We start from the raw sequence: 23,342 nt of genomic DNA, 5'->3' as shown, positions 1-23,342 counted from the left end.
AATGACGTCGGACCTGAATTTCTTTTTTGAAGTCCTGTTCGGGGGGCTGCTCTCGGGCATCATGTATTCGCTGGTCGCCCTTGGATTCGTGCTGATCTACAAGGCATCCGGCGTCTTCAATTTCGCGCAAGGCTCGATGGTGCTTTTCGCCGCCCTCACCTTCGTTGGCATTCTGGAATTGGGCGTGCCCTTCTGGCCCGCCCTGCTGCTGTGCCTGCTCGTCATGATGCTGTTGGCAGTGGGAATCGAGCGCATCGTGCTGCGCCCCTTGGTCAACCAGCCGCCCATAGCGCTTTTCATGGCCACCATCGGATTGTCCTATCTGCTTGAAGGATTGGGCCAGGGCATTTGGGGCACGCAGGTGCGCGCCCTCGATCTGGGCATCGAAGACTTGCCCAACGAAATGATTCAGGAAGCCCTGGGCATTCAGGTCAGCACCTTCGATCTCTTCTCGGCCGGCTGCGCCGCCGTTCTGGTCGGCGGTTTGGCTCTCTTCTTCAACAAGACCCGTGTTGGCTTGGCGCTGCGCGCCGTGGCCGACGATCATCAAGCGGCCCTGGCGGTGGGCATTCCGCTTCAGCATGTGTGGGCCATCGTCTGGGCCGCCGCTGGTTTGGTGGCCTTGGTGGCTGGCCTACTGTGGGGGTCGCGATTGGGCGTTCAGTTCTCGCTGTCGCTGGTGGCGCTGAAGGCGCTGCCCGTGCTGATCCTGGGCGGCTTCACCTCGGTGGCGGGCGCCATCGTGGGCGGGCTGATCATCGGCGCCTCCGAGAAACTGGCTGAAGTCTATATCAGCACCTTCACCGGCGGCGCCGTCGCCGCCATCGAAAACTGGTTCCCCTACATGCTTGCCCTTCTGTTCCTGCTGGTGCGTCCGCAGGGCCTGTTCGGCGAGAAAATCATCGAGCGGGTGTAAGCATGCTCTATCGCGAATCAGGACAGTTCAAAACCAGCTATCGGGCCGATCAGGCCATCTTTCCCATTCGCCAGGACCGCATCGCCATCATGGCCCTGCTGGCGGTGGTTTTCATCCTGGTGCCGATTGTGGCCGACGAATATTGGTTGGGGTCGATTTTAACGCCGCTTCTGGTGCTGTCACTGGCGGCCATCGGCCTCAACATTCTGACCGGCTATGCTGGGCAGTTGTCGTTGGGCACGGCGGGCTTCATGGCGGTGGGGGCCTTTGCCGCCTACAACCTCAATCTGCGCGTTCCCGAACTGCCGCTGATCGTTGATTTCCTGCTGGCCGGCGTCTTCGCCGCCCTAGTGGGCATGGTCTTCGGACTGCCATCCCTGCGCATCAAGGGCTTTTATCTGGCGGTGGCCACGCTGGCCGCCCAGTTCTTCATCGAATGGGTCTTCACCCATGTCGGCTGGTTCACCAACTATTCGTCGTCGGGCGTCATTTCGGCGCCGCCGATGGTGATCATGGGCGTGACGGTCGATTCCGCCGTCGAGAAATACCTGCTGACCCTGGTCATGGTGGCGGTTCTGGCCTTGGCCGCCAAGAACATGGTGCGTTCGCGCATCGGGCGCTCCTGGATGGCGGTGCGCGACAAGGACGTGTCGGCTGAAGTGATCGGTATTCCCTTGCTGGCCACCAAGCTGTCGGCCTTCGGCATCAGCTCGTTCTATTGCGGCGTGGCGGGCGCGCTTTGGACCTATTGCTATCTGGGCACCGTTGAACCGGCGGCCTTCGATCTCAGCCGCTCGTTCCAGGTTCTGTTCATGATCATCATTGGCGGCGTGGGATCGATCCTGGGCAGTTTCCTGGGGGCGGGTTTCATCGTGCTGCTGCCCATCTTGCTCAACAACATCGCGGCGATGATCGGGCACGGCACGCTTCAGGCCGATACGATGGCCAATCTGGAACACATCATTTTCGGCGGCCTGATCATCTTCTTTTTGATCGTCGAGCCGCATGGCTTGGCTAGGCTTTGGCAGATCGCCAAGGAAAAGCTGAGATTGTGGCCGTTCCCGTATTGACGAATAGTAAAACAAGAGCAACATCACGAAGCAGGCGAATTAACTTTGGGAGGAAATAAAATGAAGAAGTCCGTATTTGCCAGTCTGGCCCTTGGGGTCGGACTTATCGCCGGGGCCAGCGTCCCCGCTCCGGCCGTGGCTCAGGCCATGGAACAGTTCATGCCCATTCCCATCTACCGCACGGGTCCCTATGCCGCGGGCGGCACGGGGTACTTCGGCGGCTTCATGGACTATATGGCGCTGATCAACGAGCGTGACGGCGGCGTCAACGGGGTCAAGCTGACCTGGGAAGAATGCGAAACCGCCTATGACAACGCGCGCGGCGTCGAATGCTATGAGCGCCTAAAGGGCAAGGGGCCCACCGGTGCGGCCATGTTCCATCCGCTGTCGACCGGCATCACCTATTCGACCTTCGAGAAGGGCGCTGCCGACAAGATCCCGGTCGTGTCTCTGGGTTATGGCCGCGGCGACGCCATGGTCGGTTCGGTCTTCCCCTATCTGTTCCCGCTGGTGACCACCTATTGGTCGCAGAACACGTCGAAGATTAAGTTCATCGGCATGAAGGAAGGCGGGATGGACAAGCTGAAAGGCAAGAAGATCGTGAACGTCTATCACGATTCGGCCTACGGCAAGGAAACCATCGACATCCTGAACAAGCAGGCCGCGACCTACGGCTTCGAAATCAAGCATTTCCCGGTGGCGCATCCCGGCCTTGACCAGAAAGCCATCTGGCTGCAGATCAAGCAGATTGCCCCCGATTGGGTCATCTTGCGCGGTTGGGGCGTCATGAACCCCACGGCGATCAAGGAAGCGGCCCGCATCGGTTTCTCGCGCGAGAAGATGCTGGGCGTCTGGTGGTCGGGTTCCGAAGAAGACATGCGTCCGGCTGGAACGGCCGCCAAGGGCTTCATCGCCGCTGGCTTCAACCCGCCCGGCAAGGACTTCCAGGTCATTAAGGACATTGAGAAGGCCGTGCATGCCAAGAAGAAGGGCAACATCGAGTCTGATCGCGTCGGCACGGTTTACTACAACCGCGGCGTCGTGACCGGCATTCTCTCGCTGGAAGCCATCCGCATCGCCCAGGAGAAGTTCGGTAAGAAGCCTCTTACCGGCGAGCAGATCCAGTGGGGTCTCGAGCATCTCAATCTCACGCCGGCGCGCATCAAGGCGCTGGGCGCCGAGGGTTTGGTGCAGCCGATCAAGACCTCTTGCACCGACCATGAAGGCGGCGGCGCGGTCAAGTTCTCGCAGTGGGACGGCAACCAGTGGAAGATCGTTTCCGACTGGATCGAAGCCGACAAGGGCTTGGTGCGTCCGCTGGCCGAGGAATCGGCCATGAAGTACGCCAAGGAAAAGGGCATCACGCCGCGTGACTGCTCGAAGGAAATGTAAGATCTAAGCGGGCGCGGGGCTTATTGGTTCCGCGCCCGCCTTTCTTCTTTAGGGAATCTCGAATGACAGAACCGGGAAAAGACCTTCTGGTCATCAACAACATCGAAGTCATCTACGACCATGTGATTTTGGTGCTGAAGGGCGTTTCCCTGACGGTCCATGATGGCGCGATCGTGGCTTTGCTGGGGGCCAACGGGGCCGGCAAGACGACGACCCTGAAGGCGGTGTCGAATTTGCTGCGGGCCGAGCGCGGCGAGGTCACCAAGGGCAGCATCATCTACAAGGACAAGCGCATCGATTCCCTGACGCCCAACGATTTGGTCAAGATGGGCGTGGTGCAGGTGATGGAAGGACGGCACTGTTTCGAACATCTGACCGTCGAAGAAAATTTGCTGACCGGCGCCCATACAAGGCGCGACGGGCGGTCCGAGGTGATGAAAGACCTGGAGATGGTCTATCGCTATTTCCCCAGGCTGAAGGAACGGCGCAAAAGCCAGTCGGGCTACACGTCGGGCGGCGAACAGCAGATGACGGCGATCGGCAGGGCGCTCATGGCCCGGCCCAACATGATCTTGCTGGACGAACCCTCGATGGGGTTGGCGCCGCAATTGGTCGAGGAAATTTTCGAAATCGTGTCCGAACTCAACAAGAAGGAAAAAGTCAGTTTCCTTCTGGCCGAGCAGAATACGATGGTGGCGCTGAAATACGCCGATTACGGCTATATCCTGGAAAACGGGCGCGTCGTGCTGGATGGCGAGGCCAAAAGCCTTCGCGAGAACGAAGACGTGAAGGAATTCTATCTCGGCCTATCCACCGCCGGACGCAAGAGTTTCCGCGACACCAAACATTACCGCCGCCGCAAGCGCTGGCTGGCTTAAGGACGATCTCATGACCGATTTCTACGACGCCCTGGAAACGCGGGCGACCGAGGCGCGCGAAGCCGACTTCTTCGCCAAGCTGCCCGCCCATCTGGCGCATGCCAAGGCCAATGCGCCCTATTGGGGCAAGACGCTGGACGGCATCGATCCCAAATCCGTCGCCAGCCGCCAAGCATTGGCCCATTTGCCGGTCACCAGAAAGTCCGAGCTGATCGATCTGCAAAAGGCCAACCCGCCCTTCGGTGGCATGCTGGGCGTTCCGGTTTCGCAACTCGCCCGTCTGTTTGTGTCTCCCGGCCCGATCAACGATCCCGAGGGAACCGAGACCGATTTCTGGGGATCGGCGCGCGGCCTGTTCGCCGCCGGATTCAGAAAGGGCGATCTGGCCATCAACTGCCTGGGCCATCATCTAACGCCGGGTGGGCGCATCTTGGAATGCGGCCTGATGGCGCTGGGCTGCCCGGTGATTCCCGGCGGCGTTGGCAATTCGGAACAGCAAGCACAGGCCATCGCCGCCATGAAGCCCACCGGCTATGCCGGAACGCCTTCCTTCTTGCGCATCTTGCTGGAAAAAGCCGCCGAGTTGAATCTGGACGTTTCATCGATCAAGAAGGGTTGGGTGTCGGGTGAATATCTGCCGCCAGCCTTAAGGGCCGATTTCGACGCCAAGGGCATCTCGGTGTTGCAAGGATACGCCTCGGCCGATCTGGGCCTGATCGCCTATGAGACCCCGGCTCGCGACGGCCTAGTGGTCAACGAGACGCTGCTGGTCGAAATCGTGCGTCCCGGCACGGGCGATCCGGTGCCCGAAGGCGAAGTGGGCGAAGTGGTTGTGACCAATTTGTGCGCCACCTATCCTTTGATTCGTTTCGCCACCGGCGATCTGTCGGCGGTGGCCAGTGGTCCCAGCAAATGCGGGCGCACCAATATGCGCATCAAGGGTTGGATGGGCCGCGCCGATCAGACCACCAAGGTCAAGGGCATGTTCGTTCATCCCCAGCAGGTTGCCGAATTGGCCAAGCGCCATCCCGAACTGCTGAAGTTGCGCTTGGTGATTTCGGGCGAGATGGGCAATGACGTCATGACCCTGAAGGCCGAAACCGTGGGGGGCGGCGAACTGGCTGCCAAGGTGAAGGACAGCCTGCATGCCGTGCTGAAACTGAAGGGCGAGGTGGAATGCGTGGCTCCTGGTTCGCTGCCCAATGACGGCAAGGTCATCGAGGACCAGCGCAAGTACGATTAGCAGATCAGGCAAAACCTGCTATAACCCCCGGCCATGAGCCGGTTTGCCGCGGAAAATCTGACCTGTGTGCGGGGCGGGCGCGCCGTTTTCGCGCGTCTGTCCTTTGCGCTCGAGTCCGGCCAAGCCCTGTTCCTGCTGGGGCCGAACGGTTCGGGCAAATCCTCGTTGTTGCGGCTGCTGGCGGGCCTGTTGCGTCCCTCGGCTGGGCGTTTGCTGTGGGACGATGTGGCGGTTGCCGACGATCCGGAAGCGCATGGCGCGCGCCTGCATTACGTGGGGCATCACGATGCCGTCAAGCCGGTGCTGACCGTGTTCGAAACGCTGCATTTCTGGGCCAGGCTGCATGGGGGTGATTCCGAAAAGCGCGTTCGCGAAGCGCTGGACGTCTTTGCCATTGCAAGATTGGCTGACGTGCCGGGCCGTTTGCTGTCGGCAGGCCAGAAACGGCGCGTCAATCTGGCCCGCCTGATCGCAGCACCCGCCCCCTTATGGCTGCTCGACGAACCCAGCGTGGCGCTGGACAAGGCTTCGGTCAAGGCGCTGGAAGCCGCCATGGCGGCGCATCGGGCGACTGGCGGCATGGTCATCGTTTCCACCCATGCCGACATCGATCTGCCGGATGCCGCCATTCTGCGCCTCGACGATTTCGCCGCCCCCGATCTGGAGGCGGCATGACAGCGCGGACAAAATATTTATCCGCGCTGAAGCGGCCAAGGGCCGCCGCGCCCCATGGCGCGAGAGCCAAGGGATGCGGAGCATCCCGCCCGGCGCTTGAGGGGCAACAGCAATGACCCGTTATTGGGAACTTCTAAAGCGCGAGTTGCGCCTAGCCCTGCGCCAAGGCTCGGACAGCATGATGGTGGTCGGCTTTTTCGTGCTGGCGGTCATCCTATTTCCCTTCGGCATCGGCCCCGAACCAAGCGTTTTGGCCCGCGTGGCTCCCGGTCTGGTCTGGGTGAATGCGCTTTTGGCCGCCATGCTGTCGCTCGACCGGCTGTATCAGGGCGATTACGAGGACGGTTCGCTGGAATTGCTGATCCTGACGCCCGCCCCCCTGGAAATTCTGGTGGGAGCCAAGGTGACGGCCCATTGGCTGACCACCGGCCTGCCTTTGATGGCGGCGGCCCCCTTGCTGGCCATTTTTTTGAACCTGTCGGCCTATGACCTGGGCGTTTTGCTGCTGACCTTGGCGGTGGGCACGCCCACCCTTAGCCTGATCGGCTCGGTGGGGGCCGCCCTGGTGCTGGGGGCCAGACGCGGCGGCGTCTTGATTTCATTGCTTGTTTTGCCCTTGTTCATTCCCGTGCTGATCTTTGCCGTGGGGGCGGTCGATGCTGCCCAGCACGCCTTCCCCTGGACCGGGCAATTGGCCATTCTGGGGGCCATTTTGCTAGGCGCGGTGCCCTTGGGCCTGTATGCCAGCGCGGCGGCGCTGAGGCAGGCGGCGGAATAGGGGCCGGATTCTTCTGGAAAAGCCGGTTTTGACCCGTTAAAACACCCCCCATGTTCGGATTGCAAAACCCAACCAAATTCCTGAAGTTCGCCAAGCTGACCGGGCCTTGGTTTGCCGTGGCGTCGGTGCTGCTGATCGGTGCTGGCCTGTGGTTCGGCCTGTTCTCATCGCCCGCCGATTATCAGCAGGGCGAGACGGTGCGCATCATGTATGTCCATGTGCCCTCGGCCTGGATGGGTATGTTCGCCTATTCGGTGATGGCGGTGGCCAGCGCCATCGCACTGGTGTGGAAACATCCGGTAGCCGACCACATCGCCAAAGGGTCCGCCCCGTTGGGGGCTGGCTTTACCCTGGTCTGTCTGGTGACGGGCGCCTTGTGGGGCAAGCCGATGTGGGGAACCTGGTGGGTGTGGGACGCCAGGCTCACCTCGATGCTGATCCTGTTTTTCTTGTATCTCGGCTATATGGCGCTGTCGGGGGCCTTCGACAATGCCGAGCGCGGCGCCAAGGCGGCCGCCATTCTGGCCGTGGTGGGCTGGGTCAATGTGCCGATCATCAAATTCTCGGTCGATTGGTGGAACACGCTGCATCAACCGGCCAGCGTGACCAAGGCGGGCATGCCCTCGGTCGATCCGTCGATGTTGCTTCCCCTCTTGCTGATGGGGGTGGGCTTCACCACCTTCTACGCCACGCTGCTGTTGTGGCGGGTGCGTTCGGAAATCTTGCAAACGCGCATCCGCAACATAAGGCTGGCCCAGATTCACGGTGAAGGTTAAGCGGCAATGAGCGATTTCTTCTCGATGGGCGGTTATGCAGGCTATGTCTGGCCGTCTTATGGGCTGGCCTTTCTGGTCATGCTGGGCTTGTTCGCCGACAGTTTCCTGCGCCTTAAGAAGTCCGAGGCCGAGTTCGAGAGGCTGGACGCCAGCCGCAAGGCCGCCAAGGAAAAGCGGTCATGACGCCCCGCAAGAAGCGCCGCCTGATGCTGCTGCTGGCCGGGCTTGCCTTCTTGGGAGGGGCGGCGGCCCTGGTCTTGACCGCCTTCCAGGACAATATCGTCTTCTTCTACAGCCCGACCGATCTGGTAACCAAGGATGTTAAGCCCGATCAGCGCCTGCGCATCGGCGGCTTGGTGCTGGAAGGCAGCGTGGTCAAGGATGGCAAGACGGTGCGCTTCAAGGTGACCGATTTGACCAATGCGACCGATGTCGTCTTTACCGGCATCCTGCCTGATCTGTTCCGCGAGGGCCAAGGCGTGGTGGCCGAGGGCCGTTTCGCCAACGGTCTGTTCACCGCTTCCGACGTGCTGGCCAAGCATGACGAGAAATACATGCCGCCCGAAGTGGCCGATGCCTTGAAAAAGTCTGGCCAGTGGCAGGGCCAGGAGACGGCGAAGCCGCAGGGGCAGATGAAGTGAGGATGCGGGCGCACCCAAAGATCGTCATGCCCGGCCTTGTGCCGGGCATCCACGGATTTTTCGGAACCCGTCAACCGATAGGCATGGATGGCCGGGTCAAGCCCGGCCATGACGTGGATAAGACGAGAAGGGGCCGCAAGAAATGATCGCCGAGGCCGGACATTTCGCCTTGGCCTTCGCCTTGTTCGTAGCCTTGGCCCAGGGCGTTCTGGGCCTTTATGGCGCGCAGCGCGGCGACAAGGCGATCATGGCGGCGGCCAGCGGGGCCGGGGTCGCGCTGATGATGCTGACCTGCATCGCTTTCGCCGCACTCACCTATTCCTATGTGATCTCGGATTTTTCGCTGGTCAATGTGGCGACCAATTCGCATTCGGCCAAGCCGATGCTTTATAAAATCTCGGGCGTTTGGGGCAATCACGAAGGCTCGCTGCTTTTGTGGGTGACCATTTTGGCCGTGTTCGGCGCCGCCGTCGTGCTGTCGGGGCGCAATCTGCCGCCGCATCTGAAGGCGCGCGTCATCGGCGTTCAGGGCTTGGTGGCGTTGTCCTTCCTGGCCTTTATCCTATTCACTTCGAACCCCTTCGAACGTTTGGCCCGCCCGCCCCTGGATGGCAACGGTCTCAATCCGCTGTTGCAAGATCCCGGTCTGGCCTTTCATCCGCCCTTCCTCTATCTGGGCTATGTCGGCTTCTCGATCGCTTTTTCCTTCGCCATCGCCGCTTTGATCGAAGGGCGCGTCGATGCCGCCTGGGCGCGCTGGGTGCGCCCCTGGACGCTGGCCGCCTGGGTGTTCCTGACCTTGGGCATCGGGCTGGGCAGTTGGTGGGCCTATTACGAATTGGGCTGGGGCGGCTGGTGGTATTGGGACCCGGTCGAGAACGCCTCCTTCATGCCTTGGTTGGCCGGAACGGCGCTGTTGCATTCGGCCATCGTGGTCGAAAAGCGAGACGCGCTCAAAAGCTGGACCATCTTGTTGGCTATTCTCACTTTCTCGCTGTCGTTGCTGGGCACTTTCCTGGTGCGTTCGGGCGTCATCACCTCGGTTCATTCCTTTGCCAGCGATCCCGGGCGCGGCCTGTTCATCCTGGCCATGCTGACCATGGTGGCGGGCGGTTCCTTGATGCTGTACGCCATCCGCGCCCCTTCCTTGAAGGCGGGCGGCCTGTTCGCCCCCGTCTCGCGCGAGGGCGGCTTGATGTTCAACAATCTGATCATGAGCACGGCGGCCGGATCGGTGCTGCTGGGCACGCTGTATCCGCTGTTCGTCGATGCGCTGGGCGGCGGCAAAGTGTCGGTGGGGCCGCCCTTCTTCAATTCGGTTTTCATTCCCCTGATGATTCCCATGATCGCCGCCATGGCTGTCGGCCCGATGCTGACCTGGAAGCGGGGCGATCTGCTGGGCGTGCTGTTGCGCCTGAAGTTCGTGCTGGCGGCGGCTTTGGTTTTTGCGGGTCTGGTCTGGATGTTGACCGGCGGCAGGATCGGCGATCTGGCTGCCCTTGGCGGCATGGCGCTGGCGGGCTGGCTGTTCTTCGGCAGTCTGTGGGAGTTGGGCGAGCGCGCCCTTCTGTTCAAGGCGCCCTGGGCCGAGGTGGGCAAGCGCGCCAAGCAAATTCCGCTGGCCGCCTGGGGCATGACGGTGGCGCATGCGGGCGTAGCACTGGTGATCGTGGGCATCGTCGGCTCATCGACCTGGATGGAAGAGCATATCCAGAACATGAAAGTGGGCGAAACGGTTCGCTTGCGCGACGCCGACGTCCGGCTCGATTCCGCCCAGGAAGTGCCGGGGCCGAATTACACGGCGCTGCAAGGCAATTTCGTCCTTAGCCGAAACGGTCAGGACTTTCTGAAACTCAGCCCCGAGCGCCGCCAATATCGCATGCCGCCCAGGCCGACCACGGAAACCGCCATTCAGTCAACCTTCCTGGGCGATTATTACACCGTGATCGGCGATCCCGTGCCAGGCGGCGGCTATGTCACCCGCTTTTATTGGCAGCCTTTGATTCCCTGGCTGTGGACGGGTATTTTGGTCATGACGCTTGGCGGGCTGATATCGCTGTTCGACCGGCGGCACCGCGTCGGCGTTCCTCAAGGAAAGCGACGCCCATGAAAAGCCGTCTTGCCTATCTGCTGCCGGTTCTGATTTTCGTGGGACTGCTGGGCTTCTTCTTCAAGGGCCTGTTCCTTGATCCCAAGGCGATCCCTTCGGTGCTGATCGACAAGCCTGTCCCCAACATCGATCTGGCCGCTCTGCCGGGGCGCGGCGACACCGGCCTGAAGACCGAGCATTTGAAGGGCCAAGTGTCGTTGGTCAATATTTTCGGATCCTGGTGCGTGGCCTGCGTGGCCGAACATCCCTATCTGATGAAGATCAAGGCGGAAGGCGTGGTGCCCATCATGGGCATCGACTGGCGCGACGATCCGGCGGCGGGCATGGCTTGGCTGCAAAAGCACGGCGACCCCTATCTGCGCGTGGGGGCCGATCCAGCGCCCGGCCACGCCTCGGTCGATTTCGGGGTGACGGGTGCGCCGGAAAGTTTCATCGTCGATAAGGATGGGCGCATCCGCTACAAACATGTCGGCATCATCGATGATCGGGTATGGAAGCAAACCCTGTTGCCGATCATCAAGGAGCTTCAGAAATGAAGCGCCTGATTCTGATTCTGGCCGCCATAGCGGTCTGCGCCCCGGCGCTGGCCGTCGATCCCGGCGAAATGCTGAAGGACCCCGCCTTGGAAGCGCGCGCCCGCGACGTGGGGGCCGAATTGCGCTGCGTGGTTTGCCAGAACCAGTCGATCGACGATTCGGACGCCGATCTGGCCAAGGATTTGCGTCAGATCGTGCGTGAACGCATCACGGCGGGCGATTCCAACGATCAGGTCAAACAATATCTGGTCGACCGCTATGGCGACTATGTTCTGCTAAGGCCGCCCTTCAACGCCAAGACGCTGCTGCTGTGGTTGGGGCCGCTGGGCTTGGCCGTCGCCGCCTTTGCCGTCGGTCTGGGCTATTATCGCAGGCAGAAGCGCGAGTCCTTGCCGCCGTCGCCCTTAAGCGCGCAGGAACGCCAGGAAGTCGAACGACTGATGAAGGACCGCAATTGATGTTGTGGGTGTTGGCCGGACTTCTGATTCTGATCACGGTCTTTCTGATCGCCAGACCGCTTCTCGCCAAGCCGTCATCGCATGACGGATCGCGCGCCGATTACGATCTGGCGGTTTTCAAGGACCAGTTGAGCGAGCTGGAAGACGAGCATGCGCAGGGCCTGATCGACGGGCAGGCCTTGGAAGCGGCCAAGCTGGAAGTGCAGCGCCGTCTGCTGGCCGCGGCACATGCCAGCAAGGAAGAAACGCATCCCCTGGGGCTGGCGCCCAGGCGTCTGCTGGCCTTGGCCTTGCTGTTGGTTCTGCCGCTGGCGGGTGGCGCGCTTTACTTGGTTTTGGGGTCGCCAAAGCAACCCGACCAGCCCTATCTCGACCGTCTTGCCATGCGCCTCGGCACCGATGTCTCGCAAGCCCAGCATCAGTTGGATGAAGTGGCGCGCTTGACCGAGCACCTAGGGCGTCACCCCGAGGATGGCGCGGCTTGGCGCGATCTGGGCCGCGCCCAGCGCATGTTGGGGCGTCATCCGGACGGCGCGGAAAGCCTGCGCCAAGCGCTAACCAATGGCGAGCGCGAGCCGGAAGTGATCGCCGAAATGGCCGAATCGCAAGTCTATGCCGATCAGGGCGAGGTTTCCATCCAGGCCAAGCGCGCTTTCGAAACGGTGCTGCTGGTCAGCCCCGATCACCCCAAGGCCCTGTATTTCATGGGCCAGGAACGCATGCAAGACAACGACGCCAAGGGAGCCTTGCATTTCTGGCGTCGCCTGGAAGCCGCATCGCCAGCCGGGGCGGGATGGTTGCCCATGCTCAAGCAGCGCATCACCGAAGCCGAGACGCGTTTGTCCGGCAAGGCGCCGCAAACCCAAAGCGGCGCGCCCGACATCGGGGCCATGGTCGCCAAGCTGGAAGCCAGAATGAAGGAAAACCCAAAGGACGTGCAGGGCTGGACCATGCTGGGCCGCAGCTATGCCGTTCTGGGCGAGATGGAAAAGGCCAGGGACGCCTATCAGAAGGCCATGGCCCTGACGCCCGACGATCTCGACCTGAAGCAATCCTATGCCGTGATGCTTTTTGAAGTGGCGCGCTCGGCCGATCCCAAGGCCAAGGTGCCCACCGAAGCGGCGGCCTTGATGAACGAGGTTCTAAAGCAAGACCCCAATTCCTTCGACGCGCTGTATCTGGCGGGCCAGGCCGCGTTGGACAATGGCGGCAAGAGCGAGGCCAAGGCTTTGTGGTCGCGGCTTTTGGATCTGCTTGATCCGGCAAGCGAGGACCATGCCGATCTGAAGAAGATGATCGACGGGCTTTAAAGCACCTGCGTGGTGAAGCTGAAGCGGTTGTCGGCGAACAGTTTCAGGCAGGCCTTGGCGACGTCGGCGTCGTACAGCCTGCCGCAGTTCTTGGAAATTTCATCGAGAGCGACGTCGATCCCCAGCGCCGCGCGGTAAGGCCGGTTCGAGGCCATCGATTCGATGACGTCGGCGACGCAGATGATGCGCGATTCGAGCAAGATGTCGTCGCCCTTCAAGCCGTCGGGATAGCCCGAACCATCCATCCGCTCGTGATGCTGGCGCACCATCTTGGCGATCGGCCAAGTGAATTCGACGTCCTTGATGATGTCGAAGCCGATGACGCTGTGGGTTTTGATCAGCGCGAATTCGGTGTCGGTCAGACGACCCGGCTTGTTCAGAAACGAGGACGGGATGGCGATCTTGCCGATGTCGTGGATCACGCTGCCCAGTTCCAAACCCTCGAGGCGTTCTTCTTCGAATCCCAACTCGCGGCCAATGGCGCTGGCCAGTTCGGCCACGCGCTGCTGGTGGCCCGCCGTATAGGGGTCGCGCTTTTCGATGGTCAGGCCCACCGCCTGGATGGTCTGCATCAGGGCGCGGCGCAACCGTTCCCCTGACTCGCGCTTTTCCTCGTCGGTGCGCATGCGCTCGATCGAATAACGGATCGAGCGGCGCAGCGTTTCTCCATCGCCCTGGCCCTTGGCCAGATAGTCCTGCGCGCCCGCCTTCATGGCGGCGATGGCCGTGGTGTCGTCGGCTAGGCCGGTCAGCACGATGATCGGCGTCGAGGGGGCGGCATCCAGCACCGACTGCACGGTGCCGATCCCATGCGAATCGGGCAGCGACAAATCCAGCAGGATCACGTCGAAGGGCTGCTTGGCGATGGCGTCCAGCCCGTCGCCAAGGCGCACGGCGAAAACATTCTGATAGCCGTCTTCGGGACGCTCGGACAGCATCAGCTCGATCAAGCGGGCGTCGCCGGGATTGTCCTCGATGATCAGGACATGAATTTGCTTAGGGGTCATATGAGCCATAATCATGGTTTGACGGAATAAGTTCAAGAACTCTTGCATTGACGCAGGTTTCTGGCTGGGGTCTTCTGTTCGCATGTCTGGTCCATCGAAACCCGATTTGATTTTGATCGAATCCAAAGCGCAGCTTGTCTCCTGGCTGGAATCGGGCTGCAAAACGGCCTCTGCTTGGCGCATCGGCACCGAGCATGAGAAATTCGCCTTCGAACAGGGCAGTTTCAGGCCTCTGCCCTATGAGGGCGAGAAAGGCATCCAGGCGCTTTTGGAAGGCATGCAGATTTTCGGCTGGAAGCCGGTTGTCGAGGACGGGCGGGTCATCGCCCTGTCCGGGCGCGATGGCTCCTCGATCACGCTGGAGCCTGGCGGGCAGGTCGAATTGTCCGGCGCGCCCTTGGAAACCATTCATCAGACCTGCGCGGAAGTGCACGAACATTTGCGTCAGGTGACGCAGGTGGCCGACAAATTGGGCATCGGACTGGTCGGCCTTGGCTTCGACCCCAAATGGCGGCGCGAAGACATCCACTGGATGCCCAAGGGACGCTACGCCATCATGAAGGCCTATATGCCCAAGGTGGGAACGCTGGGGCTGGACATGATGTTGCGCACCTGCACCGTGCAGGCCAATCTGGATTTCTCCAGCGAAGCCGACATGGTGATGAAGTTCAGAACCGCGCTGGCCCTGCAACCCATCGCCACGGCATTGTTCGCCAATTCGCCCTTCACCGAAGGCAAGCCCAACGGCTATCTAAGCTATCGCAGCCATATCTGGACCGACACCGACAATGCGCGTTCGGGCATGTTGCCCTTCGTGTTCGAACCCGGTATGGGCTTCGAGCGCTATGTCGATTACCTGCTCGATATGCCGATGTATTTCGTCTATCGCGACGGCCGCTACATCGACGCTTCGGGCCAAAGTTTCAAGGATTTCATGGCGGGCCGCCTGCCAGCCCTGCCGGGCGAAAAGCCTCAGATGGGCGATTGGGCCGATCATGTCACCACCGCCTTTCCCGAAGTGCGCCTGAAGCGTTACCTCGAAATGCGCGGCGCCGACGGCGGCTCGTGGAGCCGCATCTGCGCCCTGCCCGCCCTGTGGACCGGGTTGCTGTACGATGCCGAGGCCCTGGGCGAAGCCTGGGACATGGTGAAGGACTGGACCATCGAGGAAATGTCCCAGTTAAGGGCCGATGTGCCGCGCATGGGTTTGAAGGCGCCCTTTCGCAAGGGACTGGTGCGCGACCAAGCGCTGCGCATGCTGATCATCGCCCGCGAAGGCTTGATCGGACGCGCCAGGGAAGACGATGTGGGCCGCGATGAAAGCGGCTTCCTCGACCCACTGGACCGCATCGCCGAGCGCGGCGTCACGCCCGCCGAACTTTTGTTGGCCTCGTATCGCGGGCCTTGGCATGAATCGGTCGATCCGGTTTACATCGATTACGCTTTTTAAATTGCCTCTCAATCGCCGCGTGCAATGCACGCTAAGCAAATATCTGCCAGCAAAGCTGGCGGGCGCGATACTCCGTATCGCTTGGCTCACGCAAACCAGGAGGTTTGCGCGCTGGCTTTGCCAGCGTGGTTTAAACGCTTCTTTGCAGGCGGATACTACTTCGGCAAGGTGAAGCGGAAGGTCGATCCCTTGCCGGGTTCCGATTCGATCCAGATGCGCCCGCCATGCGTATCGACGATGCGTTTGGACAAGGCCAGCCCCAGCCCGGTGCCGGGATATTCGCTTTGGCCGTGCAGGCGCTTGAACATCTGGAAAATCTGCTCGAAATGCTTGGCGTCGATGCCGATGCCGTTGTCGCTCACTTGAAATTCCCAGACATTGCCCTTGCCGCTGACGCCGACATGGATCATCGGCGGACGGTCCTTGGCATGGAACTTCAAGGCGTTGCCGATCAGGTTCTGGAAGGTGCGGCGCAATTCGCTCTCGACGCCGCGCACGCGGGGCAGGGGATCGACGGTTACGACGGCCCCCGCCTCCTCGATGGCGCTTTTCAGGTCGGCCAGCACCGAGCCGACCAGCAGGTTGAGGTCGATGCCGTCCTGGGGTTCGCCGCGCCGCCCCACCCGCGAGAATTCCAAAAGCCCGTCGATCAAGGCGCGCATGCGCGCAGCCCCATCCAGGGCGAAATCCATGAATTCCTTGATCTCGCCGTCAAGATGGCCCTTCATGCGCCGCTCGATCAGCTGAAGATAGCTGGCGATCATGCGCAAGGGTTCGTTCAGGTCGTGGCTGGCGATATAGGCGAACTGTTCAAGCTCTCGGTTCGAGCGCTGAAGTTCACCCACCACGCGGTCAAGCTCGGCACGCTGGCGCTCGACCGTCTTTAGAAGACGGCCCAGGCCCACGACGCCGCCGACCATCAGAAGCGAAATGGCGAACGCCGTCAGTTCGGGCAACAAATCTCCAGCCAGGGGGCGGTCGGCCAGAAAGGCGCTGGACAGGGTGATGACGCGCCTAGCAGCCATCAGCAGCAGGGCCGCGGACAGGGATCCCCAGGCCCATCTGTAGGGGCCAGAGCGGCGCAAGTGCGTCAGCGCCAAGATAGCCGCCAGGGTCTGGAAGGCGATGGAAAAGCCCAGGATGGTCGCGGTAAGCATGAAAGCCCCCTCTTTCATGCATTATAACGCAAACCCTGCCGCAATATTAGTGGGCATCTGAGGGCGCTTTGCCCGCATCCACGCTTTTGATCCAGGGCATGAAGGCCAGGGCCAGGAAAAAGCCGAGCGAGAGCAGCAGAAAGGCGTCCGAGAAGGTCATCACCCAGGCCTCGCGCTCGATCAGGCGCGACAGGGTCTTGAGGGCGGCGGCGTCGGCGTTGCCAGTGATGCGGTCGGACAAATAGGCCGACATGCCCTCCAGCATCTCGAGCACGTGGCTGCGGCTGGCCGACAGCGAGTCGGCTAGGTGCGAGCGGTGCAACTCGAACCGTTCAATCAGCGCCGTATTGATGGCGGCCAGGCCGATGGCGCCGCCCAGATTGCGCATCAAATTGAATAACCCGCTGGCGTTGTGCACCTCGTCCTTGGGCAGGGTTCCCAAAGCCAGCAGATTGATGGGCAGGAAGCACAGCATCAGCGACACGCCGCGCACGGCTTGCGGCAAGAACAGTTCCCAGAATCCCCATTCGGCGGTCATGCTGGTGGTCAGCCACAGGCCGGTGCCGAACAAGGCAAGCCCCAATCCCAGCATCAGTCTTGGCTCCATCTTTTTGGATAGAATGCCGGCGATGGGGGCCGACAAGAACTGAAAGGCGCCGGTCACGACCATGATGACGCCGATATCGAAGCTGTTCATGCCGCGCACCCGGCCCAGATACAGCGGCAGCAGATAGACCGACCCGTAAAGCCCGGTGCCGATGACGAAGCTGAACAGGCAGCCGATCGAGAAATTGGCGTTTCTGAAGGCGAACAGATCGACCACCGGATGCGCATGCACCAACTCGCGCCAGACGAACAGAATGCCTGCCGTCAGCGTCAGCGCCGTCCACCAGACGATGGCGTCGGTCTGGAACCAGTTGTCGGCGGGTCCTTCTTCCAGCGTGTATTCAAGAGCGCCCAGGAATACCGCCATGAAGACGATGCCGGGCACGTCGATGCGTTTCAGCATCTCAAGTCTGGGCTGGTCGATGCGCACGAAAACGGTCACCAGGAACGATACCGCCAGACCCACGGGCAGATTGATCAGGAACAGCCAGTGCCAACTGGCCAGATCGGTGATCCAGCCGCCCAGCACGGGTCCCAGCGTGGGGGCCATGGTGGCGACCAGCCCGATGATGACGCCGATCATCGGGCGCATATGCAGCGGGAACAGCATGAACATCGAGGAAAAGACGGTGGGGATCATGGCGCCGCCCAGAAAGCCTTGCAGGGCGCGAAAGACGATCATGGAATTGATGTCCCAGGCGAAGGCGCAAGCCAGACTGGACAGCGTGAAGGTGAGCGACGAGGCCAGGAACAGCCAGCGGGTGGAAAAGACGCGGGCCAGCCAGCCCGACAGCGGGATCATCACCACTTCGGCGATCAGGTAAGATGTTTGCACCCAAGAGATTTCGTCGCGGCCCGCCGACAGCCCGGCCTGGATTTCCGAAAGCGAGCTGGAAACGATCTGGATGTCCAAGATCGCCATGAACATGCCCAGCACCATGGCCAGGAAACCGATCCAGTCGCCTGGGGTCAGTTTGCGGTGCTCGCCGGTCACGGCAGGCTCAGCGTATCGACCTTCACCACCGCCGACAGGCCCGGCGCGATGCGCCCCTTCAGCGGCGAATCAAGGGGCAGTGAGATGCGTACCGGCACGCGCTGCACCACCTTGGTGAAATTGCCGGTGGCGTTCTCGGGCGGCAGCAGGCTGAATTTGGCGCCCGAGGCGGGGGCGATGCTCTCGACTTTGCCTTGCAGATGTTGGTCTGGGAAGGCGTCGATCTTGATGTCCACGCTCTGACCCGGCTTCATGCGGGTCAGTTGGGTTTCCTTGAAATTGGCCTCGATCCACACCTTGTCCAGCGGCACGATGGACAGCAACTGGGCGCCCGCGCGGACATATTCGCCCAGTTGGGCCGAACGGTTGGCGGCCACGCCGTCGATGGGGGCGCGGATGACCGTGTTTTCAAGGTCGATCTGGGCCAATTCCAACTGGGCGTCGGCCTCGTCCGAAAGTGCTCTGGCCGTTGCCATCTCGGCATCCAACACGTTGGTCTGGCGCTTGGCGGCGTCTGCCCCGGCGCGGGCGCGCGACAGTTGGGCGGCGGTGCGTTGGGAATCGGCCTGCGATTGATCCAATTTCTGGCGCGAGGCGAATTCGTTCTTCACCAGAATCTGGGCGCGTTCAAGGTCGTTCTTGGCCCTTTGCGTATCGGCGGCGGCGGCCGCGACCTCCGCCCCGGCTTGGCGGATCTGGGCGTCTTGCAGGTTCAATTTCGCCTCGATTTGGGCCAGACCCAGGCGGCGGGCCTGCGCCAGGGCCTGCGCTTGGTCGCGCTTGGCCTCGTAATCCCTGGATTCCAGGCGGATCAGCACATCGCCAGCCTTTACCGGCTGATTGTCGGCCACCTCGACCGAGGCGACATAGCCCGGCACCTTGGCCGACATGACCGAAATGTCGCTGGCGACATAGGCGTCGTCGGTGGTTTCGATGTGGCGGCGCGACCACCAATAGCCCAGGCTGGCGGCGACGATGGCCAGCAGCAGCAGGGCGACGGCGGCGATTCGCTTCTTGACCGGGGGCGGCATGGGCGGCCTTGCAAGATTGAACTGAACGGTTTAGTTTAATACGCCTCGGGCGAGGAGGGGTCAAGACGGATGGCGACGGCAAAGGGCATTAGCGAGAAAACATCTTCCGGCAAGCGCGGCTTGATTCAGACGGCGGCCTCCCGTCTGTTTCTCGGCCAGGGCTACGCCAAGGCCAGCATGGACGCCATCGCATCCGAGGCCGGGGTTTCCAAAGCCACGCTTTATGCCCATTTCAAGTCGAAACAGGCCTTGTTCGAATCGATGGTCCAGGAGCGTTTCCGCCAGGAGATGGAGGAAAGCCTGCAACCCGCCATGCTGGGTGATGACCCCCTGGAAGGGCTTGCCGCCATCGGGCGGCGCTTTTTGGGACTACTGTTGAAGCCGGGCGCTCTGTCCACCTTCCGCCTTGTATTGTCCGAGGGCAGGCATCTGCCCGAGTTGAGCGAGTCCTTTTATCGGTCGGGTCCTGCCCGCACGCTGTCGATGGTGGCGGCGTATATAGAGCATTTGAACAAGCAGGGTCGGCTTTTGGTGCCCGACCCCGCCCTGGGGGCCGACCTCTTTCTGGGTTCTCTTAGAAACTCCAGCTATCTTAAATGCTTGCTGGGCGTGGAACCCGCTCCCGAGGCTGGCGAGATCGCGCATCTGGCTCAAGCCGCCGCCACCCTATTCGTTGCGGCACATCAACCACGCAACCCCAACAGCTAGCGTTATGAAGGCTATTTAGCCCCATGGCTGGCGGGATGCAAGAAAGCCTAATCTTTCCCTTGACGGGCAGCGGCTTGCTGCATAGGATGCGCGCCTCTTCGGGGAGCCGGTGGTAGGCATACGTCCTAGACGCGGTTACCTCGTTCAAAAAGCGCTGCGTATCGGCGCGGCTTTGAACGGCGTAACGCCTGACAACAAGGTTCTCGAACTAGGAAACGACCGGGCAAACCCGGTTGTTTCTTTTTGCTTCGCCCGGCTTCGGCCGGGCCGAATTCGCTTTGTCCGGCTTTGTCGGAGAAGCAATTGGCGTGTAGACGTAAGGCAGGCAACGAAGGAAAGACGAATGCCGACGATCAACCAGTTGATCCGCAAGCCGCGCGAACCGAAAGTGACGCGCAACAAGGTTCCGGCCATGCAGGAATGCCCGCAAAAGCGCGGCGTCTGCACCCGCGTTTACACGACGACGCCCAAGAAGCCGAACTCGGCTTTGCGTAAGGTGGCCCGCGTGCGCCTGACCAACGGTTTCGAAGTCACCAGCTACATTCCTGGCGAGGGTCACAACCTCCAGGAACACTCGGTGGTGATGATCCGTGGCGGCCGCGTCAAGGATTTGCCCGGCGTTCGCTACCACATCATTCGCGGCACTCTGGACACCCAGGGCGTCAAGGACCGCAAACAGCGCCGTTCGAAGTACGGCGCGAAGCGTCCGAAGTAAGGGGAGACTTTAGATGTCGCGTCGCCATTCCGCCGTTAAGCGCGAAGTGCAGCCGGACCCCAAGTTCGGCGACATTGTCGTCACCAAGTTCATGAACTGCCTGATGTACGACGGCAAGAAGTCGGTCGCCGAAGGCACCGTCTACGGCGCTTTCGAGCGCATCGAAGCCAAGGCCAAGGCGGATCCTTTGAAGCTGTTCCACGACGCGCTGGACAATGTGAAGCCCGCCGTCGAAGTTCGCTCGCGCCGCGTCGGTGGCGCCACCTATCAGGTGCCCGTCGAAGTGCGCACCGACCGTCGTCAGGCCCTGGCCATCCGTTGGCTGATCGACGCGGCGCGCAAGCGCGGCGAGAACACCATGGTCGAGCGCCTGTCGGGCGAATTGATGGATGCCGCCAACAATCGCGGCGCCGCCGTCAAGAAGCGCGAAGACACGCATCGCATGGCGGAGGCCAACAAGGCCTTCTCGCATTATCGCTGGTAAGGACTGTTTTAGATGGCCCGCACAACTCCCATCGAGCGTTACCGCAATATCGGCATCATGGCCCACATCGATGCCGGGAAGACGACGACGACCGAACGCGTCCTGTATTACACCGGCAAGTCCTACAAGATCGGCGAAGTGCATGAAGGCACCGCCACCATGGACTGGATGGAGCAGGAGCAGGAGCGCGGCATCACCATCACTTCGGCCGCCACCACCTGCTTCTGGCGCGACCATCGCGTCAACATCATCGACACGCCCGGCCACGTCGACTTCACCATCGAAGTCGAGCGTTCGCTTCGCGTGCTGGACGGCGCCGTGACCGTTTTCGACTCGGTGGCCGGCGTCGAGCCGCAATCCGAGACCGTGTGGCGCCAAGCCGACAAGTACAACGTTCCGCGCATCTGCTTCGTCAACAAGATGGACCGCATCGGCGCCGATTTCTATCGCTGCGTCGATATGATCAAGGAACGTCTGGGCGCGCGCCCGATGGTTCTGCATATGCCGATCGGCATCGAAAGCGACTATGTCGGCTTGGTCGACGTGCTGCGCAACAAGGCCATTCTGTGGAAAGACGAAAGCCTGGGCGCTGAATTCTACGACGCGCCGATTCCCGCCGAGCTGGCCGAAAAGGCCGCCGCCTATCGCCACGAGATGATCGAAGCCGCCGTCGAAATGGACGACGAGGCGATGGAAGCCTATCTGGGCGGCCAGGAACCCGACGAAGCCACGCTGATCAAGTGCATCCGCAAGGGCACGATCGCCATGACCTTCGTGCCCATCCTGTGCGGATCGGCCTTCAAGAACAAGGGCGTGCAGCCCCTGCTCGACGCCGTGATCGACTATCTGCCCAGCCCGGTCGACATTCCGCCCGTGCAGGGCGTCAAGCTGGGTTCCGACGAACCCATCACGCGTAAGAGCGACGATTCCGAACCGTTCTCGGCCCTGGCCTTCAAGATCATGACCGATCCTTTCGTGGGTTCGCTCACCTTCGCCCGCATCTATTCGGGCGTGCTGGAAGCCGGTTCCTACGTGCAGAACACGGTCAAGGACAAGCGCGAGCGCATTGGCCGCATGCTGCTGATGCACGCCAATTCGCGCGAAGAAGTGAAGGAAGGCCGCGCTGGCGACATCGTGGCGCTGGTGGGCCTTAAGGACACCACGACCGGCGATACGCTGTGCGACACCACCAAGCCGGTGATCCTCGAGCGCATGGAATTCCCCGAACCCGTCATCGAAGTGGCGGTCGAGCCGAAGTCGAAGGCGGACCAGGAGAAGATGGGCATGGCGCTGGCGCGTCTGGCCCAGGAAGATCCCAGCTTCCGCGTGTCGTCGGACGGCGAGTCGGGACAGACGGTCATCAAGGGCATGGGCGAATTGCACCTTGAGATCATCGTCGATCGCATGAAGCGCGAGTTCAAGGTTGAGGCCAATGTGGGCGCCCCCCAGGTGGCCTACCGCGAGACCATCTCGAAAGTTTACGACTGCGACTACACGCACAAGAAGCAGTCGGGCGGTTCGGGCCAGTTCGCCCGCGTCAAGATCCGGTTCGAGCCGCTGCCCCCGGGTTCGGGCTATCAGTTCGAAGCCAAGGTGGTTGGCGGCACCGTGCCCAAGGAATACATCCCGGGCGTTCAGAAGGGCCTCAATTCGTCGATCGAGAACGGCGTGCTTGCCGGTTTCCCGGTCACCGATTTCAAGGCGACGCTGACCGACGGCGCTTACCACGAAGTCGATTCGTCGGCCCTGGCCTTCGAAATCGCGGCCCGCGCTTGCTTCCGCGAAGGTCTGCCCAAGGCGGGTCCCAAGCTGCTCGAGCCGATGATGAAGGTCGAAGTGGTGACGCCCGAAGACTACATGGGCGACGTGATCGGCGATCTGAACAGCCGTCGCGGTCAGGTGAGCGGCATGGATTCTCGCGGCAACGCCCGCGTGATTACGGCCCAGGTGCCGCTGGCCAATATGTTCGGCTACGTCAACACGCTGCGCTCGATGAGCCAGGGACGCGCCCAGTACAGCATGCATTTCGACCATTACAGCGAAGTGCCGAATAACGTTTCCGAAGAAATCCGCGCCAAGCTGGCCGGTTGATAGATAGAAGGTTGGGAGAGCAGGATCATGGCAAAGGCGAAATTCGAGCGGAACAAGCCGCATTGCAACGTCGGCACGATCGGGCACGTTGACCATGGCAAGACGTCGCTGACGGCGGCGATCACCAAGGTCCTGGCCGAGACGGGCGGCGCCACATTCACGGCCTACGACCAGATCGACAAGGCTCCTGAAGAGAAGGCGCGCGGCATCACGATTTCGACGGCGCACGTCGAATACGAGACGCAGAACCGCCACTACGCGCATGTCGACCGCCCGACAAACCCGCCTTGGCGAGATCGGCTGCCGCAGTCCTGAC

At 61.5% G+C, this 23,342-nt stretch carries 23 protein-coding genes and 1 pseudogene; 20 read left to right on the top strand and 4 right to left on the bottom strand.

The window, feature by feature from the left end; genetic code table 11:
• Positions 1–13 precede the first annotated feature (13 nt).
• The 14 genes from HQL44_04355 to ccmI all read left to right on the top strand — a co-directional run bounded on the left by HQL44_04355 (position 14) and on the right by ccmI (position 12,783).
• Positions 14–916, top strand: coding sequence for a branched-chain amino acid ABC transporter permease (locus HQL44_04355; protein MBF0267801.1), 903 nt, complete (start codon positions 14–16; stop codon positions 914–916).
• A gap of 2 nt (positions 917–918) precedes the next feature.
• The gene (locus tag HQL44_04350; GenBank protein MBF0267800.1) at positions 919–1,986 is read left to right on the top strand and encodes a branched-chain amino acid ABC transporter permease; all 1,068 of its coding nucleotides are present in this window, start codon (positions 919–921) and stop codon (positions 1,984–1,986) included.
• Positions 1,987–2,046: 60 nt separating this feature from the next.
• Positions 2,047–3,378, top strand: coding sequence for an ABC transporter substrate-binding protein (locus HQL44_04345; GenBank protein ID MBF0267799.1), 1,332 nt, complete (start codon positions 2,047–2,049; stop codon positions 3,376–3,378).
• Between the two features lie 62 nt (positions 3,379–3,440).
• On the top strand, positions 3,441–4,256 hold the full coding sequence (locus HQL44_04340) for an ABC transporter ATP-binding protein (GenBank protein ID MBF0267798.1): 816 nt from the start codon (positions 3,441–3,443) through the stop codon (positions 4,254–4,256).
• A gap of 10 nt (positions 4,257–4,266) precedes the next feature.
• Positions 4,267–5,499, top strand: a complete 1,233-nt coding sequence (locus HQL44_04335; protein MBF0267797.1) for an AMP-binding protein — start codon at positions 4,267–4,269, stop codon at positions 5,497–5,499.
• A gap of 33 nt (positions 5,500–5,532) precedes the next feature.
• Positions 5,533–6,174, top strand: a complete 642-nt coding sequence (ccmA, locus tag HQL44_04330; GenBank protein ID MBF0267796.1) for a heme ABC exporter ATP-binding protein CcmA — start codon at positions 5,533–5,535, stop codon at positions 6,172–6,174.
• A gap of 112 nt (positions 6,175–6,286) precedes the next feature.
• Complete coding sequence (gene ccmB, locus HQL44_04325; protein MBF0267795.1) at positions 6,287–6,952, top strand: heme exporter protein CcmB; 666 nt, start codon at positions 6,287–6,289, stop codon at positions 6,950–6,952.
• A gap of 50 nt (positions 6,953–7,002) precedes the next feature.
• Positions 7,003–7,728, top strand: coding sequence for a heme ABC transporter permease (locus HQL44_04320; GenBank protein ID MBF0267794.1), 726 nt, complete (start codon positions 7,003–7,005; stop codon positions 7,726–7,728).
• 6 nt (positions 7,729–7,734) lie between these two features.
• A complete protein-coding gene (ccmD, locus tag HQL44_04315; GenBank protein ID MBF0267793.1) occupies positions 7,735–7,911 on the top strand; it encodes a heme exporter protein CcmD in 177 nt (58 codons plus the stop codon).
• Positions 7,908–8,369 (top strand): cytochrome c maturation protein CcmE, encoded by a 462-nt coding sequence (ccmE, locus tag HQL44_04310; GenBank protein ID MBF0267792.1) that lies wholly within the window; start codon positions 7,908–7,910, stop codon positions 8,367–8,369. Before ccmD ends, ccmE begins: the two co-directional genes overlap by 4 nt.
• Before the next feature lie 142 nt (positions 8,370–8,511).
• On the top strand, positions 8,512–10,479 hold the full coding sequence (locus HQL44_04305) for a heme lyase CcmF/NrfE family subunit (protein ID MBF0267791.1): 1,968 nt from the start codon (positions 8,512–8,514) through the stop codon (positions 10,477–10,479).
• Positions 10,476–11,015 carry a DsbE family thiol:disulfide interchange protein gene (locus HQL44_04300; GenBank protein ID MBF0267790.1) on the top strand — a complete coding sequence of 180 codons (540 nt, stop codon included), beginning with the start codon at positions 10,476–10,478 and terminating at the stop codon, positions 11,013–11,015. Before HQL44_04305 ends, HQL44_04300 begins: the two co-directional genes overlap by 4 nt.
• Complete coding sequence (locus tag HQL44_04295) at positions 11,012–11,473, top strand: cytochrome c-type biogenesis protein CcmH (GenBank protein ID MBF0267789.1); 462 nt, start codon at positions 11,012–11,014, stop codon at positions 11,471–11,473. Before HQL44_04300 ends, HQL44_04295 begins: the two co-directional genes overlap by 4 nt.
• The gene (gene ccmI, locus HQL44_04290; protein ID MBF0267788.1) at positions 11,473–12,783 is read left to right on the top strand and encodes a c-type cytochrome biogenesis protein CcmI; all 1,311 of its coding nucleotides are present in this window, start codon (positions 11,473–11,475) and stop codon (positions 12,781–12,783) included. Before HQL44_04295 ends, ccmI begins: the two co-directional genes overlap by 1 nt.
• Here the strand turns inward: ccmI and HQL44_04285 are convergent.
• The gene (locus HQL44_04285; protein MBF0267787.1) at positions 12,780–13,826 is read right to left on the bottom strand and encodes an HD domain-containing protein; all 1,047 of its coding nucleotides are present in this window, start codon (positions 13,824–13,826) and stop codon (positions 12,780–12,782) included. The two genes, ccmI and HQL44_04285, sit on opposite strands and share 4 nt — an antisense overlap.
• 46 nt (positions 13,827–13,872) lie before the next feature.
• On the opposite strand from HQL44_04285, the gene HQL44_04280 reads away from it, so the two are divergent.
• On the top strand, positions 13,873–15,240 hold the full coding sequence (locus HQL44_04280; protein ID MBF0267786.1) for a glutamate--cysteine ligase: 1,368 nt from the start codon (positions 13,873–13,875) through the stop codon (positions 15,238–15,240).
• A 155-nt stretch (positions 15,241–15,395) separates the two neighbouring features.
• Here HQL44_04280 and HQL44_04275 read toward each other — a convergent pair whose 3' ends face one another.
• The 3 genes from HQL44_04275 to HQL44_04265 are packed head-to-tail and all read right to left on the bottom strand — an operon-like array spanning position 15,396 to position 19,028.
• On the bottom strand, positions 15,396–16,397 hold the full coding sequence (locus HQL44_04275; GenBank protein MBF0267785.1) for a histidine kinase: 1,002 nt from the start codon (positions 16,395–16,397) through the stop codon (positions 15,396–15,398).
• A 46-nt stretch (positions 16,398–16,443) separates the two neighbouring features.
• Complete coding sequence (locus HQL44_04270) at positions 16,444–17,943, bottom strand: DHA2 family efflux MFS transporter permease subunit (protein MBF0267784.1); 1,500 nt, start codon at positions 17,941–17,943, stop codon at positions 16,444–16,446.
• 50 nt (positions 17,944–17,993) lie between these two features.
• Positions 17,994–19,028, bottom strand: coding sequence for an HlyD family secretion protein (locus HQL44_04265; GenBank protein MBF0267783.1), 1,035 nt, complete (start codon positions 19,026–19,028; stop codon positions 17,994–17,996).
• 69 nt (positions 19,029–19,097) lie between these two features.
• On the opposite strand from HQL44_04265, the gene HQL44_04260 reads away from it, so the two are divergent.
• The 5 genes and pseudogenes from HQL44_04260 to tuf all read left to right on the top strand — a co-directional run bounded on the left by HQL44_04260 (position 19,098) and on the right by tuf (position 23,296).
• Positions 19,098–19,736, top strand: coding sequence for a TetR/AcrR family transcriptional regulator (locus HQL44_04260; protein ID MBF0267782.1), 639 nt, complete (start codon positions 19,098–19,100; stop codon positions 19,734–19,736).
• A gap of 343 nt (positions 19,737–20,079) precedes the next feature.
• Positions 20,080–20,451, top strand: coding sequence for a 30S ribosomal protein S12 (gene rpsL, locus HQL44_04255; GenBank protein MBF0267781.1), 372 nt, complete (start codon positions 20,080–20,082; stop codon positions 20,449–20,451).
• Positions 20,452–20,464: 13 nt separating this feature from the next.
• Positions 20,465–20,935 carry a 30S ribosomal protein S7 gene (gene rpsG, locus HQL44_04250; protein ID MBF0267780.1) on the top strand — a complete coding sequence of 157 codons (471 nt, stop codon included), beginning with the start codon at positions 20,465–20,467 and terminating at the stop codon, positions 20,933–20,935.
• Between the two features lie 12 nt (positions 20,936–20,947).
• Positions 20,948–23,026 carry an elongation factor G gene (fusA, locus tag HQL44_04245; protein ID MBF0267779.1) on the top strand — a complete coding sequence of 693 codons (2,079 nt, stop codon included), beginning with the start codon at positions 20,948–20,950 and terminating at the stop codon, positions 23,024–23,026.
• Positions 23,027–23,053: 27 nt separating this feature from the next.
• A pseudogene (gene tuf / locus HQL44_04240) lies at positions 23,054–23,296 on the top strand (elongation factor Tu).
• The last annotated feature ends 46 nt before the right edge of the window (positions 23,297–23,342 follow it).

Source organism: Alphaproteobacteria bacterium, from assembly GCA_015231795.1.
In the GTDB taxonomy this organism is placed as follows: Bacteria; Pseudomonadota; Alphaproteobacteria; order Rhodospirillales; family WMHbin7; genus WMHbin7.
The sequence above is the reverse complement of the archived record's forward strand: the minus strand, read 5'-3'. Positions and strand labels throughout refer to the sequence as shown.